The 15,851-nt window shown below is 62.0% G+C and carries 19 protein-coding genes; 8 read left to right on the forward strand and 11 right to left on the reverse strand.

Annotated elements, in window-relative coordinates; all coding sequences use genetic code 11:
- Positions 1–23: 23 nt before the first annotated feature.
- A complete protein-coding gene (locus tag HX821_RS01935; protein WP_003211441.1) occupies positions 24–782 on the reverse strand; it encodes a 5-oxoprolinase subunit PxpA in 759 nt (252 codons plus the stop codon).
- Between the two features lie 149 nt (positions 783–931).
- Between HX821_RS01935 and HX821_RS01940 the strand changes: the two genes are divergently transcribed.
- Positions 932–1,849, forward strand: coding sequence for a LysR family transcriptional regulator (locus tag HX821_RS01940; RefSeq protein WP_177019369.1), 918 nt, complete (start codon positions 932–934; stop codon positions 1,847–1,849).
- Here the strand turns inward: HX821_RS01940 and HX821_RS01945 are convergent.
- Positions 1,770–2,741, reverse strand: a complete 972-nt coding sequence (locus HX821_RS01945; RefSeq protein WP_008432970.1) for a LysR family transcriptional regulator — start codon at positions 2,739–2,741, stop codon at positions 1,770–1,772. The genes HX821_RS01940 and HX821_RS01945 overlap by 80 nt on opposite strands.
- Before the next feature lie 112 nt (positions 2,742–2,853).
- On the opposite strand from HX821_RS01945, the gene HX821_RS01950 reads away from it, so the two are divergent.
- Positions 2,854–3,612, forward strand: a complete 759-nt coding sequence (locus tag HX821_RS01950; protein ID WP_003211435.1) for an SDR family NAD(P)-dependent oxidoreductase — start codon at positions 2,854–2,856, stop codon at positions 3,610–3,612.
- Between the two features lie 57 nt (positions 3,613–3,669).
- The gene (locus HX821_RS01955; RefSeq protein ID WP_003211434.1) at positions 3,670–4,578 is read left to right on the forward strand and encodes a LysR family transcriptional regulator; all 909 of its coding nucleotides are present in this window, start codon (positions 3,670–3,672) and stop codon (positions 4,576–4,578) included.
- Between the two features lie 57 nt (positions 4,579–4,635).
- Here the strand turns inward: HX821_RS01955 and HX821_RS01960 are convergent, their stop codons facing one another.
- Entirely contained in the window at positions 4,636–5,073 is a 438-nt protein-coding gene (locus tag HX821_RS01960) for a multidrug/biocide efflux PACE transporter (RefSeq protein WP_177035209.1), read from the reverse strand.
- 89 nt (positions 5,074–5,162) lie between these two features.
- Here HX821_RS01960 and HX821_RS01965 point away from each other — a divergent pair, with 89 nt between their 5' ends.
- Positions 5,163–6,017: a LysR family transcriptional regulator gene (locus HX821_RS01965; protein ID WP_087693158.1), complete on the forward strand. Its 855-nt coding sequence runs from the start codon at positions 5,163–5,165 to the stop codon at positions 6,015–6,017.
- 135 nt (positions 6,018–6,152) lie between these two features.
- Here HX821_RS01965 and HX821_RS01970 read toward each other — a convergent pair whose 3' ends face one another.
- Positions 6,153–6,995, reverse strand: coding sequence for a LysR family transcriptional regulator (locus HX821_RS01970; RefSeq protein WP_008431643.1), 843 nt, complete (start codon positions 6,993–6,995; stop codon positions 6,153–6,155).
- A 111-nt stretch (positions 6,996–7,106) separates the two neighbouring features.
- Between HX821_RS01970 and HX821_RS01975 the strand changes: the two genes are divergently transcribed.
- Positions 7,107–7,832, forward strand: a complete 726-nt coding sequence (locus HX821_RS01975) for an SDR family oxidoreductase (RefSeq protein ID WP_177035210.1) — start codon at positions 7,107–7,109, stop codon at positions 7,830–7,832.
- Positions 7,833–7,970: 138 nt separating this feature from the next.
- Here the strand turns inward: HX821_RS01975 and HX821_RS01980 are convergent, their stop codons facing one another.
- From HX821_RS01980 to HX821_RS01995, 4 genes are read right to left on the reverse strand one after another with little or no spacing between them, the layout of a single operon-like run.
- Positions 7,971–9,182, reverse strand: coding sequence for an RNA polymerase sigma factor (locus HX821_RS01980; RefSeq protein ID WP_102370297.1), 1,212 nt, complete (start codon positions 9,180–9,182; stop codon positions 7,971–7,973).
- 2 nt (positions 9,183–9,184) lie between these two features.
- Positions 9,185–9,667, reverse strand: coding sequence for an SRPBCC family protein (locus tag HX821_RS01985; RefSeq protein ID WP_003213108.1), 483 nt, complete (start codon positions 9,665–9,667; stop codon positions 9,185–9,187).
- A gap of 29 nt (positions 9,668–9,696) precedes the next feature.
- Positions 9,697–10,041, reverse strand: coding sequence for a YciI family protein (locus tag HX821_RS01990; RefSeq protein WP_003213107.1), 345 nt, complete (start codon positions 10,039–10,041; stop codon positions 9,697–9,699).
- 42 nt (positions 10,042–10,083) lie between these two features.
- On the reverse strand, positions 10,084–10,503 hold the full coding sequence (locus tag HX821_RS01995; RefSeq protein ID WP_003213104.1) for a nuclear transport factor 2 family protein: 420 nt from the start codon (positions 10,501–10,503) through the stop codon (positions 10,084–10,086).
- Positions 10,504–10,649: 146 nt separating this feature from the next.
- Between HX821_RS01995 and HX821_RS02000 the strand changes: the two genes are divergently transcribed.
- Together HX821_RS02000 and HX821_RS02005 are read left to right on the forward strand one after the other, a co-directional pair.
- Complete coding sequence (locus HX821_RS02000; RefSeq protein ID WP_134327202.1) at positions 10,650–11,135, forward strand: N-acetyltransferase; 486 nt, start codon at positions 10,650–10,652, stop codon at positions 11,133–11,135.
- 20 nt (positions 11,136–11,155) lie between these two features.
- On the forward strand, positions 11,156–11,761 hold the full coding sequence (locus HX821_RS02005) for a pyridoxamine 5'-phosphate oxidase family protein (protein ID WP_063027754.1): 606 nt from the start codon (positions 11,156–11,158) through the stop codon (positions 11,759–11,761).
- Positions 11,762–11,807: 46 nt separating this feature from the next.
- On the opposite strand, the gene HX821_RS02010 is transcribed toward HX821_RS02005, so the two are convergent.
- Complete coding sequence (locus tag HX821_RS02010; protein WP_134327203.1) at positions 11,808–12,293, reverse strand: GyrI-like domain-containing protein; 486 nt, start codon at positions 12,291–12,293, stop codon at positions 11,808–11,810.
- Positions 12,294–12,489: 196 nt separating this feature from the next.
- Between HX821_RS02010 and alaC the strand changes: the two genes are divergently transcribed.
- On the forward strand, positions 12,490–13,707 hold the full coding sequence (gene alaC / locus HX821_RS02015) for an alanine transaminase (RefSeq protein ID WP_003213096.1): 1,218 nt from the start codon (positions 12,490–12,492) through the stop codon (positions 13,705–13,707).
- 138 nt (positions 13,708–13,845) lie between these two features.
- On the opposite strand, the gene HX821_RS02020 is transcribed toward alaC, so the two are convergent.
- Positions 13,846–15,201, reverse strand: a complete 1,356-nt coding sequence (locus HX821_RS02020; RefSeq protein ID WP_008431626.1) for a GntP family permease — start codon at positions 15,199–15,201, stop codon at positions 13,846–13,848.
- Positions 15,202–15,285: 84 nt separating this feature from the next.
- Entirely contained in the window at positions 15,286–15,819 is a 534-nt protein-coding gene (locus HX821_RS02025) for a gluconokinase (RefSeq protein WP_087693163.1), read from the reverse strand.
- Positions 15,820–15,851 lie beyond the last annotated feature (32 nt).

Here is a 15,851-nt window from a genome sequence, read left to right on the forward strand (position 1 = left end):
CGGTGTCTGGGCACCGGTGTCGGTCAGCGGGGTGTGCGCACTTCGATGCCTGCCTGATCCAGCGCTTCACGAGTGGCTTCCACCAGTTCAAGGGCGCCGGGGGTGTCGCTGTGCAGGCAAATGGAATCAAATTCGATAAACAGGTCTTCGCCTTCAACCGTGCGCACCAGGCCGGTCTGGCAGGCACGCAGGACACGCGCCGCAACCGTCGCCGGATCCAGCGCCCGCACATTGCGGGTAAACACGATGGAGCCGGTGAGATCGTACTCACGGTCGGCATAAAACTCCCGCACCACCGGCTGGCCGAGTTCCTTGGCGATACGCCAGATCACCGAATTCGGCATGCAATACAGCAGCAGCGTGGGCTCCAGCCGTTGCAGGTTTTCCACGAGCAACCGCGCCGCTTCTTCATCCCGCGCCAGGTGCATGTACAGCGCGCCGTGGGGCTTGATGTGTTGCAGCGTGAGGCCCTGCACCCGGGCGATTTCCCGCAGGGCGCCGAGTTGATAGAGCATGTCGTCCACCAGCTCCTGGGCCGGGGCGTTGATATGGCGTCGGCCGAAACCGACGAGGTCGCGAAAACCCGGGTGCGCGCCAATCGCCACGCCCAACTGCTTGGCGCGTTCGACGGTACGGCGCATGGTGCCCGGGTCGCCGGCGTGAAAGCCGGTGGCGATGTTGGCCGAGCTGATGTAGGCCATCAGTTCGCTGTCGACGCCGTCGCCGATGGTCCAGGGGCCGAAGCCTTCGCCCATGTCCGAATTGAAATCCACTGCCTGCATCGGGGTCGCTCCGTTGAAGTTCTTGCGATGGAAATTAGGCTGCGGCTTGACCCCTTGGGAAGATCTATTATCAGATGGCCCATCTTCTGAAAATCAGATACCCGATACTGATCGTTCCCACGCTCCGCGTGGGAACGAGCGGAGAAACCATGTCCCTGACCCTGCGCCAAATCCGCTACTTCGTCGCCACCGCCGAAATCGGCCAGATCTCCCAGGCGGCGATTCACCTGAACATCTCCCAATCGGCGGTGACCACCGCGATCAAGGAGCTGGAAGCGATGCTCGGCGCGCAGCTATTCGTGCGCTCGGCCCAGGGCATGAGCCTGACCGACGCCGGGCGGCATTTCCTCAACCGGGCGTATGTGATTGTGCGCAGCGTCGACGATGCCCTGAACAGCCCGCTGCCGGACTACCGCGCCAGCGGCGTATTGCGGGTGGCCGCCAGCTACACCGTGCTCGGTTACTTCCTGCCGCACCACTTGCAGCGCATGGAACACTGGCACCCGGACGTGACCATCGAGGTGTTCGAACAGGAACGCCAGGCCATCGAACACGGCCTGCTCAACGGCCAGTTCGACATGGCCGTGGTGCTCACCGCCAACCTCACCCACGCGGATATCGTCTCGGAAATCCTCTTCAACTCCGAACGCCGCCTGTGGCTGCCCAGCCATCACCCGTTGTGCGAACGCCCCGCCGTGAGCCTCGCCGATGTGGCCAGGGAGCCGTACATTTTCCTCACCGTCGACGAAGCCGAACAAAGCGCCATGCGCTACTGGGAACAGGCCGGGCAAACCCCCACGGTGCGGCTGCGCACCAGTTCGGTGGAGGCAGTGCGCAGCATGGTCGCCAACGGCAGCGGCGTGGCGATCCTGTCAGACCTGGTGCATCGCCCGTGGTCACTGGAAGGCAAACGCATCGAAACCGTGAGCGTCACCGACAAGGTCACGCCCATGAGCGTCGGCCTGGCCTGGCACCGCGAGCGCGATTTCACGCCGGCGATGCAGGCGTTTCGGGATTACTTCCATGATGCATTCCTGGCGCCGCAGCAGTTGTCTGCCCGGCGTTGAAAGCAGCCTGCAAGGTGGCGGCCAGCCAATCCATGAACACCCGCACCCGCAGCGGCAAATGCCGTTGGCCGGCGTACAGCAGGGACACGTCCAGTGCCGGCGCCGGATAGTCCGGCAGCACCGCCACCAACTCGCCGCTGGCCAGTTGATCGTGAATGCCCAGGGCGGGCACCTGGGTCAGGCCAAAGCCACCGATGCACGCCGCCCGGTAAGCGTCGGTGCTGTTGACCGTGACGCGCCCGGCCATGGGAATCCGCTGCACCTTGTTGCCTTGTACGTATTCAAACCCTGGGGAGCGTGAGCCCAGCGGGCGTACGTAATGCACCAGTTGATGGTGAGCCAAATCAGCGAGCGTCCTGGGTACGCCGTGGCGCTTCAGGTACGCAGCACTGGCGCAGTTGATCATCGGCATGCTGCACAACAAGCGGGCTACCACCGACTGGTCCGGCTGCGCACCGACGCGCAAGACGCAGTCGAAACCTTCCGCCAGCAAATCAACCTGGCGGTCGGTGCTGCTGATTTCCAGCTCGATCAGCGGGTGCAGGTCCATGAACTCGGGCAGGCGCGGCAGGATCAATTCCCGGGCCATGACATTGGGCATGTCCACCCGAATGCGCCCCGCCAGCTGCGCTTCATCCTGGCGAAACAAGCCTTCCAGCTCTTCCATGTGCGACAGCAAATCCTTGCTGCGCTCATACAGCACGCGCCCGTCCTGGGTCGCCTGAACCTTGCGCGTGGTGCGCTGCAACAGGCGCGCGCCCAGCAACTCTTCCAGCGCCTGCACATGCTCGGAAACCGTGGAGCGCGGCAAGCCCAGGCTCTCGCCCGCCTGGGTGAAACTCGACAGTTCGGCAACGCGCACGAAGGTACGCAGCAACTCTAGTTTGTTCATGGGATTGTTCGCCTTATCCGGCCAGTGATTCCGGCATAGCTCTGTTTATCACGTTATGGCCGGACAAATACACTCAGTCCCACTAACCATCACACGCCCCGAGGACTTCACCATGACCCGTAAAATCGCACTCATCACCGGCGCCAGCCGCGGCCTGGGCAAAAGCGCTGCGCTGCACCTGGCGGCACAAGGCGTCGACATTATCGGTACCTACAACAGCGCGGCGGACGAAGCCCAGGCCGTGGTCGCCCAAGTCGAAGCGCTGGGCGGCAAGGCGGCCATGCTGCAACTGGACGTCAGCCAGAGTTCCACCTTCGAGGCGTTCACCGCCCAGGTCGGCTCGGTATTGAAGGACGTGTTCGGCCAGGCGCACTTCAACTTCCTGATCAACAACGCCGGGATCGGCGCCCACGCCAGCTTCGCCGACACCACCGAAGCACAGTTCGACCAACTGGTGGCGATCCACTTCAAGGGCCCGTTTTTCCTGACCCAGAAACTGCTGCCGCTGATCAGCGACGGTGGCCGCATCATCAATATCTCCAGCGGCCTGGCGCGCTTCAGCCTGCCGGGTTATTCGGCCTATGCCTCGATGAAAGGCGCGGTGGAAGTGCTGACCCGCTACCAGGCCAAGGAACTGGGTGCCCGTGGCATCACCGTGAACACCCTGGCCCCCGGCGCGATTGCCACCGACTTCAGCGGCGGCGTGGTGCGCGACAATCCGGACGTGAACGCGATGGTCGCCAACAACACCGCCCTCGGTCGCGCAGGCTTGCCGGATGATATCGGCGGGGCGATTTCCACCCTGCTGGCCGACGGCAGCAACTGGATCACCGGGCAACGGGTCGAGGCCTCGGGCGGGATGTTTCTGTAACGCTCTCGGATTCTCCGCTAGCATCAATGCTTTCGGATACCTGACAGGCAATCACCCATGAGTTTTGATCCAGGACTGGCCGGTGGCATGGGCGTACTGGCCGCCGTGGTCGACAGCGGCAGTTTCGCCCGCGCCGCCGACAGCCTGGAGATGACGCCTTCGGGGGTCAGCCGGGCTATTTCGCGGCTGGAAAAACGCTTGGGCATCCGCCTGTTCGACCGCACTACCCGCTCGGTGCAATTGACCGACGAGGGCCGGCGTTTCTACCAGGAAATCGCCCCCCTGCTGGCCGGCCTGGAAGAAGCCGCCAGCTCGGCGGCCGACAGCGCCCTGACGGTTCGCGGGCGGTTGCGGGTGAACATCGACCCGTACTTTTCGCGGCTGGTGCTGGGGCCGGTGCTGGGTGAATTCATGAGCCAATACCCGCAGCTGCAGTTGGACCTGCACACGCGGGATCAACTCGGGGACCTGGTGGCGGATGGCTTTGACCTGGCCATCCGTTTTGGCATTCCGCAATCGTCCTCGCTGATCGCCCGCAAGCTGATGGAAGTGCGGGTGCTGACGTTGGCCTCGCCAGCTTATCTCGAGCGGCATGGTCGCCCTTCACACCCCAAGGACCTGGAAGACGGCCAGCACGTGTGCATCGACTTTCGCGACTCCCAGACCGGCCGGCCGTTTGGCTGGGAATTCCACCGGCCGGGCGAGCAGGTCAACATCGCCACCAGCGGGCGGCTGGTGGTCAACGATGCCGGGACCTTGTACAGCGTGTGCGAACACGGCCATGCAGTGGCGCAAATGCTCGACCTTGGGCTGGCACCGGCGCTGAAATCCGGCGCGTTGATCGAGTTGTTTCCCGACTGGCCCGACGAGCGCTTCCCGTTGTATGCCTTCTACCCGTCGCGGCACTTGCCAGCGGCCAAGGTGCGGGCGTTCCTCGATTTTGTGGCCGCCCTACAACCCCTGTAGGAGCTGGCTTGCCGGCGATGACGTATCCAAAATCGCCATCGCCGGCAAGCCGGACTCCTACGCGGTGCGCATCCGTTTCTGCATAATCCGCTCCCGCGCGGCGTCATACCCCCAGTGATACACATAGGTGTACGGCAGGAAAAACAGCAACACGCCGATGTCGAGGATAAACGCCTGCATCAGGCTGATGTCCAGCCACCAGGCAATCAACGGCACACAGATCGCCACCAGCCCGCCTTCAAACATCAACGCATGCAGCACGCGGGTCCACACCCCGCCAGACAGTTGCAGGCGCGCCTTGAGACGGTCAAACAGGCCGTTGAAAATCACGTTCCAGGCCAGTGCCATAAGGCTGATGGCCAAGGTCACGACGCCCATCTCCAGGGCCGGTTTATCCATGATCCACGCCAGCAGCGGTGTACAGATCAACAAGGCCAAACCTTCAAAACCAATGGCCTGCCAAACGCGTTCAGTAATCGACTTGGTGGGTGTCATGACCCGTTCTCCGTGAGTGACGATGGTTGCCATCATTACCCTTTGACTCGATACTTCATAACCAGTAACCATCGATCAAGGCGATAGTCATGGCATCCCACGAAGTGCTTCAGGCGTTTGTGCAGGCGGCGACCCACGGTTCGTTTTCAGCGGCGGCGCGCAAGCTGGGCAAGAGCCAGTCCACCGTCAGCGCGGCGGTGGCCAGCCTGGAGATTGACCTGGATGTGGTGCTGTTTGATCGCAGCAGCCGCAAGCCGACGCTGACCCCGGCCGGGCATGTGCTGCTGCAACGCGCCGAGCAGGTGCTGGAAGCCAGCAGCCGCCTGGAGCTGGCGGCCAGCCAGTTATCCCAGGGGTTGGAGCCGAAGTTGAGTATCGCGATGTCCGATACGTACCAGTCGGACCGTTTCGAAACCGCCCTCAGCGCCTTCGAGCAGCGCTACCCGGACCTGGAACTGGAATGCCTGATCGCCGAATGCGAGGACTTGATCGCCCTGGTGCAAAGTGGCCGGGCGCAGATTGCGTTTATCGAGATGCAGGAGGTTTACCCGCCGGACCTCACCAGCACCACCGTGGAAGAGCGCACGGAAATCGCGCTGTTTGTCTCACCCAGACATCCGCTGGCGAACCTTGCGGACATCGACCAGCAAACCCTGGAACAACACCGCGAACTGCGCCTGGCGAGCATCATCAACCCGAATGAAACCCGCGGCCTGGGCCGAGTGTGGTCAGCGCCCAGTTACCTGATGCTGATGGAAATGGCGCAGCTGGGTTTTGGCTGGGCACCGCTGCCGCGCTGGCTGGTGGAGCGGTTCGGCGGCGACCACCTGTGTGAAATCAAGGCCCGGGGCTGGCCGCGCTCGGTGGCGGTGGACGCGTTGTGGTCACGCCAGCATCCGCCCGGCCCGGCCGGCAGTTGGTTGCTGGGCAAGATGCTGGAATAACGGCGGAACACACTATTCGCAACAATGAAGATCAAATGTGGGAGCTGGCTTGCCTGCGATAGCGGTGTCAATCACCACCGCTATCGCAGGCAAGCCAGCTCCTACATTGAATTTGCGGTGAATTCAAAGGCGCCGTCAGGCCGCTTCAATCTGCGGCGGGCGGTTGTTCTGGAAATACTCATGCAAGGCCCGCAACGCCGGCAACTCCAGGGCCTGGGCGGCAAAGCACAACCCCACCCGGCGCGTCGGTGCCGGCAGGTGCCAAGGGCGAATCACCACCCCGGCCCGCTCCGTCGCCAGCGACTGCGGCAACATCGCCACGCCGACACCGGCCGCCACCATGTGCAATGCCTGGGTCAACGAACCGGCATGCCCGGCCACCGCCTGGGGCGAGCGGCCGTACAAGGCCATCAGCCGTTGGTGGGAATCATGCTGCGGGCAGGTGATCCAGTCTTCGATCGGCGCCCAGGCCTGCTCCTTGCCGCCCGCCGCCATCGGGTGCGCAATCGGCAGTGCCATCACGTAGGACTCTTCCCAAAGCGGCAGGAATAATTCGTCCTCGCAGCACATTTCCTCTACCGCCAGGCGCCCTTCTCCTTCGCAGCCTTCCTGCAAGGTCAGCAGCAAACCCGGCAGGCCCTGGTGCGCCATGCGCAGGAAGGTTTCGATCTGGCTGTCGGCAATATCGCCTTCCACACCCAGTTCCAGGGCGATGCGGTTTTCGCGCCCGCGAAACAAGCGGCTCAACGCATCGGCCTCGGCCACCATGCGCCGGGCTTGCGGGTACAGCACCCGCGCCTCGTCACTGACCTCGACCCCACGAGGCTGGCGCAGAAACAGCGCCACGCCCAGTTCTTCTTCCAGTTGCTTGATGGTCACCGACAACGTCGGCTGGCTGATGAACAGGCGCTGGGCGGCGGCGGTGATATTGCGTTCCTCGAATACCGCGAGAAACGCCTTGAGATGACGCACATCCATAGTTAATACCGATGACAGACAGAGGAATAAGGCATTTTTCAGCCAGCCGAGGGCTAAATATACTGCGCTCCACGTTCAGTTATTTGTTTTTCTTATTTCAGGAGTTCCACCATGAGCAAGCCATTGATCATCATCACCGGTGCCAGTTCGGGCATTGGCGAAGCGACTGCGCGCTTGCTGTCGGCCGCCGGCCACCCGCTGTTGCTGCTGGCCCGCCGCATCGACCGGCTGAATGCGCTGGAGTTGCCGAACACCTTGAGTCGCGGTGTCGACATCACCGATCGCGCTGCGCTGGTGGCAGCGGTGAAAGAAGCCGAAGCGCAATTCGGCCCGGCCGATGCACTCATCAACAATGCCGGCGTGATGCTGCTGGGCGCGGTCAGCGAACAGGACCCGGCACAGTGGGAGCAGATGCTCGACGTCAACGTAAAGGGCCTGCTGAACGGCATCCATGCGGTGGCTGGCAGCATGGTCAAGCGCAAGGGCGGCACCATCATCAACGTCAGCTCGGTGGCCGGGCGCAAGACCTTCCCCAACCACGTCGCCTATGTAGGCACCAAGTTCGCCGTGCATGGAATTTCGGAAAACCTGCGGGAAGAAATGTCGCCGCACAACGTGCGTGTGATCACCATTGCGCCGGGCGCGGTGGAAACCGAACTGCTGAGCCACACCACCGACGAAGCCATCAAGACCGGCTACCAGGCGTGGAAACAGGACATGGGCGGCACCGTGCTGAGCGCCGATGATGTGGCTTCGGCGATTGCCTATGCCTACCAGCAGCCGCAGCATGTGTGCATTCGCGAGATCGTGTTGGCGGCGACGCGTCAGCAGCCGTAACTCATTCATCAAGACAACATCGAACAAATGTGGGAGCGGGCTTGCTCGCGAATGCGGTGGATCAGTCACTGAAATGTTGACTGACACACCGCATTCGCGAGCAAGCCCGCTCCCACATTTGGATCTCCGGCGCCTGCACTATTTGAGTTCGGCCAATCGCCGCTCGATAAAGCGCTTTTCGGGCACTTGCTGGGTCAATGCCAGCGCCCGTTCAAACGCTCGCCGCGCGTCCTCCACTCGCCCCAATCGCCGACAAAACTCGCCCCGCGCCGAGTACGCCAGGTGATAGTCCACCAACTCCCCCCGCGCCAGAATGCCGTCCACCAATTGCAAACCGGCCTGCGCCCCATCGCGCATCGCAACGGCCACCGCGCGATTCAGCTCGATCACCGGCGATGGCATCGCTCCAAGCAACACGTCATACAGCCCGACGATCTGCGGCCAATCAGTCTCATCGGCGCTCACGGCTTCAGCGTGTACCGCCGCAATCGCTGCCTGCAGGCTGTAGGGCCCGAAGCGGCGTGTGGTCAGGGATTTCTCCACCAGGGCGCATCCTTCAGCAATCAACGACGCATCCCACAGCGAACGGTCCTGCTCATCCAGCAACACCAACTCACCGCCGGCCGAAGTGCGTGCCGGGCGCCGGGATTGGTGGAGCAACATCAGCGCCAGCAAGCCCATCACTTCCGGTTCCGGCAACAACTCCATCAGCAAACGGCCCAGGCGAATCGCTTCGCGGGTCAGGTCTTCACGGGTCAGGTCGGCGCCCATGGACGCCGAATAGCCTTCGTTGAACACCAGGTAAATCACCCGCAGCACACTGTCCAGGCGCTCGGGCAACTCCGCCAGGGATGGCACCTGATAGGGGATCTTCGCTTCGCGGATCTTGCCCTTGGCCCGCACGATGCGCTGGGCGATGCTAGTGGGCGTGGCGAGAAACGCCCGGGCGATTTCCTCGGTGGTGAGGTCGCAGATCTCACGCAAGGTCAGCGCCGCCTGGGCATCCGCCGCCAGCGCCGGGTGGCAGCAGGTGAAGATCAGGCGCAGGCGGTCGTCTTCCACGTCTTCAACGCTCCAGTCTGCCGCTTCCAGCGCATCGGCTTGCGCCTGCAACAACGGGGTAAAACGCGCCTGGCGACGTAAACGGTCGATGGCCTTGAAGCGCCCGGTCGAGACCAGCCAGGCCCGGGGGTTATCCGGCACACCGTCCTGCCCCCAGCGCTCGACTGCGACGAAGAACGCCTCGTGCAAGGCTTCTTCAGCCAGGTCGAAATCGCCAAGCAAGCGAATCAGGGTCGCCAGGATGCGCCGCGATTCGCTGCGATAAACCGCTTCAACCCGGGCCTGCACCGTCAATCGCGCAGGCCTTCGGTCACCAGCGTCACCAGCCGGTCGAGGCTCTGTCCCCAGCCTTCGTGAAAGCCCATGGCTTCGTGGGCCTGCTTGGTTTCGGCGCTCCAGTGCATGGCGCGGGCGGTATAGAGGGTTTTGCCGTCGACGTCTTCAAAGGTAACTTCTGCGGTCATGAATGGCTGGCCCGAAGGGATCCAGCCGGGGGTGAAGGCGTCGGTAAACACCAGCCGACTGGGGGCGGTAATCTCCAGGAATACGCCCTGGGTTGGGTATTCGCTGCCGTCCGGCGCGCGCATCAGCGTGCGAAATTGCCCACCCACCCAAAGGTCCATTTCGCACTCGGGAGTGGTCATGCCGTGTGGCCCCCACCACTGCTGCAACAAGGCCGGCTCGGTCCAGGCGCGGAACACGCGGCTGCGAGGGGCATCGATCAAGCGACTGATGGACAGTTCAAATTCGGCGGGTTTGGGTTGAATGCTCATGGGAAACCTCCTGGGTTTTATTGTTGTGATCAGAGATTCAATTCACGCACGGGGCGTACTTCCACACTGCCGACCCGAGCCGCCGGTATGCCGCCGGCCACCTGGATCGCTTCATTCAGGTCCTTGGCTTCGATCAGGTAAAACCCGGCGAGCTGCTCCTTGGTTTCGGCAAACGGTCCGTCGGTGATCGACAACTTGCCATTGCGCATGCGCACGGTGGTGGCGGTGCTCACCGACTCCAGCGGCTCGGCGGCGAGCATGCGCCCGCTGGCCTGCACGGACTGGCCATAGGCGAAACATTCCGGGTCCTTGGGGCTGTCGGGCGAATCGTGCAGCACCTGTTCGTTGCTATAGATCAGGCAGAGGTATTTCATGGGATTCTCCGTTTTCGGACAACTGACTATAGTTCGCGGCGCTCAAGGTTTCAGGTCGAACAGACCGGCGCCGGTTTCCATGTCGAACGGTGCCGACCAATGTTCATGCACCACTTTCCACTCGCCGCCAACGCGCTGGTAGCCGGCGCTGACGCGCATCCAGCAGGTCTTGAGTACGCCGTCGGGCCCGGTGCCGCCACAGTGCGCGAGCCAGTGGGCAAAGGCGCTGTTATCGCCGGCGACGATACGCATCTCATGGAAGTCAAAGACCCCAGGGCCCGGGCAGAACTCCATGCACGCCTTCCAGTGCGCCTGATAGGCGGCCTTGCCCTTGAACTGCAGGGCGCTAACGGCGTCGAACGCGACGATATCGTCTGCGTAAAAGCTGACTATTTTCTCGACATCCTTGGCGGTGACCGCCTGTTTCCATTGTTCGATCAAGCTGCTGATTGCGGTGCTCATGGCGATACTCCTTGCGGGAAAAATCACGGAAGACACCCTTAGTCGACTGAGCCCCAGGCCAATCGACAGTCCCGCAAAAAATAATTGCGACTACCGCAAACCCGCTAGAATCCGCGCTTCTTTGTAGGATTTCGGATGCTACGCCGATGGAAACCCGCCTCGTCGCCTATCAGACGTTGACTGCCCTGCAACAACAGCAACTCAACGCCCTGGAAGTGCATCCCGAACAACTGGGTTTTTCCGGCGATATCTACTGTGCGCTGAACACCCTGCTGGTCAATCCGAATCCCGGCGTGGCAGGCTTTGCGTTACTCGCCGACGAGATTCCCGTGGCCTTCCTGCTGCTCAAACGCCCACCCTGCCTGCCCCATTGGGCGGATGAACACAGCGCCACGCTGCACGCGTTGCAAGTCGATCGCCATCAGCAAGGCCTGGGGTTTGGCAAAGCCTGCCTGCAAGCCCTCCCCGCCGCCGCGCGCCTGGTCTGGCCGCAGATCAAGGCACTGGAGCTGTCGGTGGACACAGATAATGTGGCGGCAATGGGGCTGTATTTGCAGCAGGGCTGGGTGGACAGCGGGGAGGCGTATAAGGGGCGGATTGGGTATGAGCGCCGGTTGGCGTGGGTGTTTTAAACAATAAGGAGTTGGTGAAGATGCTAACAACCCTGGAACAACTCGAATCCCTCTACGGCCTGCCCCACGAACGGGCCGTGCGCAAGGAAATCCCGTTTCTCAACGAGGATTACCAGGCCATGGTCCGCGCGTCACCCTTGGTGGTGGTGAGTTCATCCGGCCCGGACGGCATCGACGGTTCGCCCCGTGGCGACGTGCCAGGTTTTGTACGAATCATCGACGAGCGCACGTTGGCGATTCCGGATCGGCCGGGGAATAACCGCCTCGACACCCTGCGTAATCTGGTGGTGGACCCGCGCATAGCGTTGCTGTTCATCATCCCGGGGATTGGCGAGACGTTGCGGGTCAATGGCCGGGCGCAGATTTCCATCGAGCCTGAGTTGCTGGAGAGCTTTGCGGTAAATGGCAAAGCGGCCCGTTCGGTGATTCTGGTGCAGGTGGAGGCGGCATATTTTCATTGCTCCAAAGCCTTTGTGCGCTCCGATTGCTGGAACCCGGAAAAGCATCTGGATCGCTCGGCACTGCCCTCCGCCGGGGCGTTTCACAAGCGCTTGAATGATGGGGCGTTCGACGCCGAAGCCTATGACCGCGAGATGCCGGAGCGGGTCAAGGCCACGCTGTATTGAGAGGCCACTGCAGGAGCGAACGTGCTCGCTCCTGCCGGTGGCGCGGTCAGGCGGATTCGGCGTTGATGGGGATCCAGATTTCCACGGAGCCCGTGCCTTTACCCACATCGAAATCGGCGCTGTAGCGCTCAAAATCAGCCCCGACCACCTTGTACCCGGAGGCCGGCAGCCATTCGAACATGATGCGTTCATAGGTCTGCGCCAGCGCCTGCACCGGGCCAAAATGCGGGAACACGGCATAGCGATGGGCCGGGATTTCAATCGACTGGAAGTTGCTCGGTACATCGCCCTTGGCCGGGACTTCAACGCCGGCCAGGTAGTCAAATTCATCGTGTTTGGCGTTGTAGCACACGCCATAGGTCACGCCGCCGACGCGTTTCTTGATCTCTGTGAAGCAGCTGTCGAACAGCTCCCACAACTTGGGAATATCGCCAATCGTGGCCTTTGAATAACGCCCTTGCACACCCGCGATCACCAGGGCCTTGCCCTCTTCCATGCGCGGCTGTAACGGCAGTTTTGTCTGTTGATCCATCTGAACAGTCTCCTTCTTATGAGGGAACAAACCCGCGTCGAGTATAGGGGCATATCCCCGTTGCACTCCAAGCAGAAATTTTTCCTGCAGCATCTGGACAATTGGCCATCACCGACCGTATTGTCTGCCCCGCAGGCCACCGCAGTGGCCGACGTCGCTCGGACGGTTCCGGGCGCTTACGTATTTCGAGGCAACAATGGCCGAACCCCGTTCGCCGCGCCGCTTTGCGCGCATAGATCGACTCCCCCCTTACGTGTTCAATATCACTGCCGAGCTGAAGATGGCTGCGCGTCGGCGCGGCGAAGACATCATCGACTTGAGCATGGGTAACCCGGACGGCGCCACTCCACCGCACATCGTGGAAAAAATGGTCACCGTCGCCCAACGCGAAGACACCCACGGCTACTCCACTTCCAAAGGCATTCCGCGGCTGCGCCGGGCGATTTCGCGCTGGTACAAAGACCGCTACGAAGTGGACATCGACCCGGAAACAGAAGCCATCGTGACCATCGGTTCCAAGGAAGGCCTGGCGCACTTGATGCTGGCCACCCTGGACCAGGGCGACACGGTGCTGGTGCCCAACCCCAGCTACCCGATTCACATCTACGGTGCCGTGATTGCCGGCGCCCAGGTGCGTTCGGTGCCGCTGATTCCGGGGGTGGACTTCTTCGCTGAACTGGAACGTGCGATTCGTGGCTCGATCCCCAAGCCGAAGATGATGATCCTCGGCTTCCCGTCCAACCCCACCGCGCAGTGCGTGGAGCTGGACTTCTTCGAACGGGTGATCGCCCTGGCCAAGCAGTACGACGTGCTGGTGGTGCATGACCTGGCCTACGCCGACATCGTCTACGACGGCTGGAAAGCTCCGTCGATCATGCAAGTGCCGGGCGCCAAGGACATCGCGGTGGAGTTTTTCACCCTGTCCAAGAGCTACAACATGGCCGGCTGGCGCATTGGTTTCATGGTGGGCAACCCGGAACTGGTCAACGCCCTGGCGCGGATCAAGAGTTACCACGACTACGGCACCTTCACCCCGCTGCAAGTCGCGGCGATTGCGGCGCTGGAAGGCGATCAGCAGTGCGTGAAAGACATTGCCGAGCAGTACCGTCAGCGCCGTAACGTGCTGGTGAAAGGCCTGCATGAGCTGGGCTGGATGGTCGAGAACCCGAAGGCGTCGATGTACGTCTGGGCGAAGATCCCCGAGGCGTACGCCGCAATGGGTTCGCTGGAGTTTGCCAAGAAGCTGCTGCTTGAGGCGAAGGTGTGTGTGTCGCCGGGGATTGGCTTTGGTGAGTATGGTGACGACCACGTGCGCTTTGCACTGATCGAAAACCAGGACCGAATTCGCCAGGCGGTGCGGGGCATCCGGGCGATGTTCCGGGCGGATGGGCTGGTCAAGAAAGCTGACGCCTGACCCGATCCAACTGCAGGACCCAATCAATGTGGGAGCGGGCTTGCTCGCGAAGGCGGTGGTTCAGTCAACTCATATGTCGACTGATTCACCGCCTTCGCGAGCAAGCCCGCTCCCACATTTTGTTTTGCGGTGTGCCTGTTAGACCACCAGCGACAGCAACATGATAAAGCCCAACGCCACCACCGACAGGATGGTCTCCATCGCCGTCCAGGTCTTGAACGTCTCGGCCACGGTCATATTGAAGTACTGCTTCACCAGCCAGAACCCCGCATCGTTGACGTGAGACAGCACCAGCGAGCCCGCCCCCGTCGCCAATACCAGCAACTCGCGGTTCACCCCCGGAATCATCCCTACCACCGGCACTACAATGCCGGCACCGGTAATGGTCGCCACCGTCGCAGAACCGGTAGCCACACGAATCACCGCCGCCACCAGCCAGGCCAGCAGGATCGGGTTGATCTGCGCGGTCACCGCCATATGGCCGATCACATCACCTACGCCGCTGGTCACCAGCATCTGCTTGAAACCACCACCGGCGCCGATGATCAGGATGATCGCTGCAGTCGGCGCCAGGCTGGCGTCGAGCAGCTTGAGGATTTGCTTGGAGCCAATGCCCTGGCGATGGCCAAAGGTGTACAGCGACAACAGCAAGGCCAGCAGCAAGGCGGTGATCGGGTGACCGATCATGTCCATCCAGTTGCGGATCACGTGGCCGTCCGGCAGGGCGACGTCGGCGAAGGTTTTCAGCAGCATCAGGAACACCGGCAACAGCACGGTGATCAGGGTGATGCTGAAACTCGGCAGGGTCTTGGATTCCGGTTGCTCACTGGCCAGTTGGTCTACCAGTTCCTGGGACGGGTTGCCCGGAATGTACTTGGCGATAAACGAACCGTAGAGCGGGCCAGCGATGATCGCCGTAGGCAGCGCGACGATCAGGCCGTAGAGAATGGTCTTGCCGATGTCGGCACCGAACACGCCGATCGCCAGCAGAGGGCCCGGGTGCGGTGGCACCAGGCCGTGTACCGCCGACAGGCCGGCCAGCAGCGGAATGCCGATCTTGATCAGCGACACACCGGTACGGCGCGCGACGATAAACACCAGCGGGATCAGCAACACAAAACCGATCTCGAAGAACAGCGGAATGCCCACCAGGAACGCGGCGAACATCATTGCCCACTGCACCTTCTCCTTGCCGAAGGCCCGCACCAGGGTTTGCGCGATCTGATCGGCACCGCCGGAATCGGCCATCATCTTGCCGAGCATCGTACCCAGCGCGAGGATAATCCCGACAAAGCCGAGCACCCCGCCGAAGCCGTCCTGGAAGGCCTTGATGATCTTGTCCACGGGCATGCCCGAGGTCAGGCCGAGAAAGCCTGCGGCGATGATCAGCGCAATGAACGGGTGGACTTTGAACCGGGTGATCAACACGATCAGGCCGATGATGGTCACCACTGCATCGAGCAGCAGATAGGTATCGTGGGACAAGCCAAACATGGGGGTCTCTCCTGTTTGTTGTTGTTATTAAAGCCGGTAAAAAATTCAGTGCAGGCGGACAGCGCTATCTTGTCCGGCAAAAAATTATTTGTTTGGTTCAAAGCCGTGTTCGAGCCACCAGGCATTGGTTTGCTCGGCCAGTTCTTCAACGCTGTCTTCACTGGCGTTGAGGGCCAGGGTCAACGGCTCGCCCACCGGGGATTCCAGGGTGGCGAACTGGCTGTCTATAAGGCTGGCCGGCATGAAATGGCCGGGGCGATGGGATACACGGTCGGCGGCGACTTCGCGGGTCAGCTCCAGAAACACAAACCCCAGGCCCGGCGCGGCTTCGCGCAGGTGGTCGCGGTATTTCTTCTTCAGGGCCGAACAGGTGAGCACCGGATGCTCGCCGGCCTTGAGCGAGCGGCGCAGCTCATCGCACAGGATGTCGAGCCAGCCGGCGCGGTCTTCGTCGTTAAGGGGATGGCCGGCGCTCATCTTCTCGATGTTCGCGGCGGGGTGAAAGCTGTCGCCTTCGATGGCGGTGGCGCCGTTCAGCAGGCACAGGGCCTCGCTGACGCTGGACTTGCCACAGCCGGAAACACCCATGATCACGAGGGCAGTAACAGGTTGACTCATGAAACACCTCAAGACGCAGATAGCGCTACCTT

The sequence above is a fragment of the Pseudomonas sp. B6001 genome, assembly GCF_013386015.1.
Classification (GTDB): Bacteria; Pseudomonadota; Gammaproteobacteria; order Pseudomonadales; family Pseudomonadaceae; genus Aquipseudomonas.

Coding starts and splice junctions, on each gene's coding strand:
- HX821_RS02000 (WP_134327202.1), top strand. CDS start 10,650: ATGGAAACCCGCCTCGTCGCCTATCAGACGTTGACTGCCCTGCAACAA.
- HX821_RS01990 (WP_003213107.1), bottom strand. CDS start 10,041: ATGAAATACCTCTGCCTGATCTATAGCAACGAACAGGTGCTGCACGAT.
- alaC (WP_003213096.1), top strand. CDS start 12,490: ATGGCCGAACCCCGTTCGCCGCGCCGCTTTGCGCGCATAGATCGACTC.
- HX821_RS01985 (WP_003213108.1), bottom strand. CDS start 9,667: ATGAGCATTCAACCCAAACCCGCCGAATTTGAACTGTCCATCAGTCGC.
- HX821_RS01975 (WP_177035210.1), top strand. CDS start 7,107: ATGAGCAAGCCATTGATCATCATCACCGGTGCCAGTTCGGGCATTGGC.
- HX821_RS01935 (WP_003211441.1), bottom strand. CDS start 782: ATGCAGGCAGTGGATTTCAATTCGGACATGGGCGAAGGCTTCGGCCCC.
- HX821_RS02005 (WP_063027754.1), top strand. CDS start 11,156: ATGCTAACAACCCTGGAACAACTCGAATCCCTCTACGGCCTGCCCCAC.
- HX821_RS01960 (WP_177035209.1), bottom strand. CDS start 5,073: ATGACACCCACCAAGTCGATTACTGAACGCGTTTGGCAGGCCATTGGT.
- HX821_RS01955 (WP_003211434.1), top strand. CDS start 3,670: ATGAGTTTTGATCCAGGACTGGCCGGTGGCATGGGCGTACTGGCCGCC.
- HX821_RS02020 (WP_008431626.1), bottom strand. CDS start 15,201: ATGTTTGGCTTGTCCCACGATACCTATCTGCTGCTCGATGCAGTGGTG.
- HX821_RS01970 (WP_008431643.1), bottom strand. CDS start 6,995: ATGGATGTGCGTCATCTCAAGGCGTTTCTCGCGGTATTCGAGGAACGC.
- HX821_RS01950 (WP_003211435.1), top strand. CDS start 2,854: ATGACCCGTAAAATCGCACTCATCACCGGCGCCAGCCGCGGCCTGGGC.
- HX821_RS02025 (WP_087693163.1), bottom strand. CDS start 15,819: ATGAGTCAACCTGTTACTGCCCTCGTGATCATGGGTGTTTCCGGCTGT.
- HX821_RS02010 (WP_134327203.1), bottom strand. CDS start 12,293: ATGGATCAACAGACAAAACTGCCGTTACAGCCGCGCATGGAAGAGGGC.
- HX821_RS01940 (WP_177019369.1), top strand. CDS start 932: ATGTCCCTGACCCTGCGCCAAATCCGCTACTTCGTCGCCACCGCCGAA.
- HX821_RS01965 (WP_087693158.1), top strand. CDS start 5,163: ATGGCATCCCACGAAGTGCTTCAGGCGTTTGTGCAGGCGGCGACCCAC.
- HX821_RS01945 (WP_008432970.1), bottom strand. CDS start 2,741: ATGAACAAACTAGAGTTGCTGCGTACCTTCGTGCGCGTTGCCGAACTG.
- HX821_RS01995 (WP_003213104.1), bottom strand. CDS start 10,503: ATGAGCACCGCAATCAGCAGCTTGATCGAACAATGGAAACAGGCGGTC.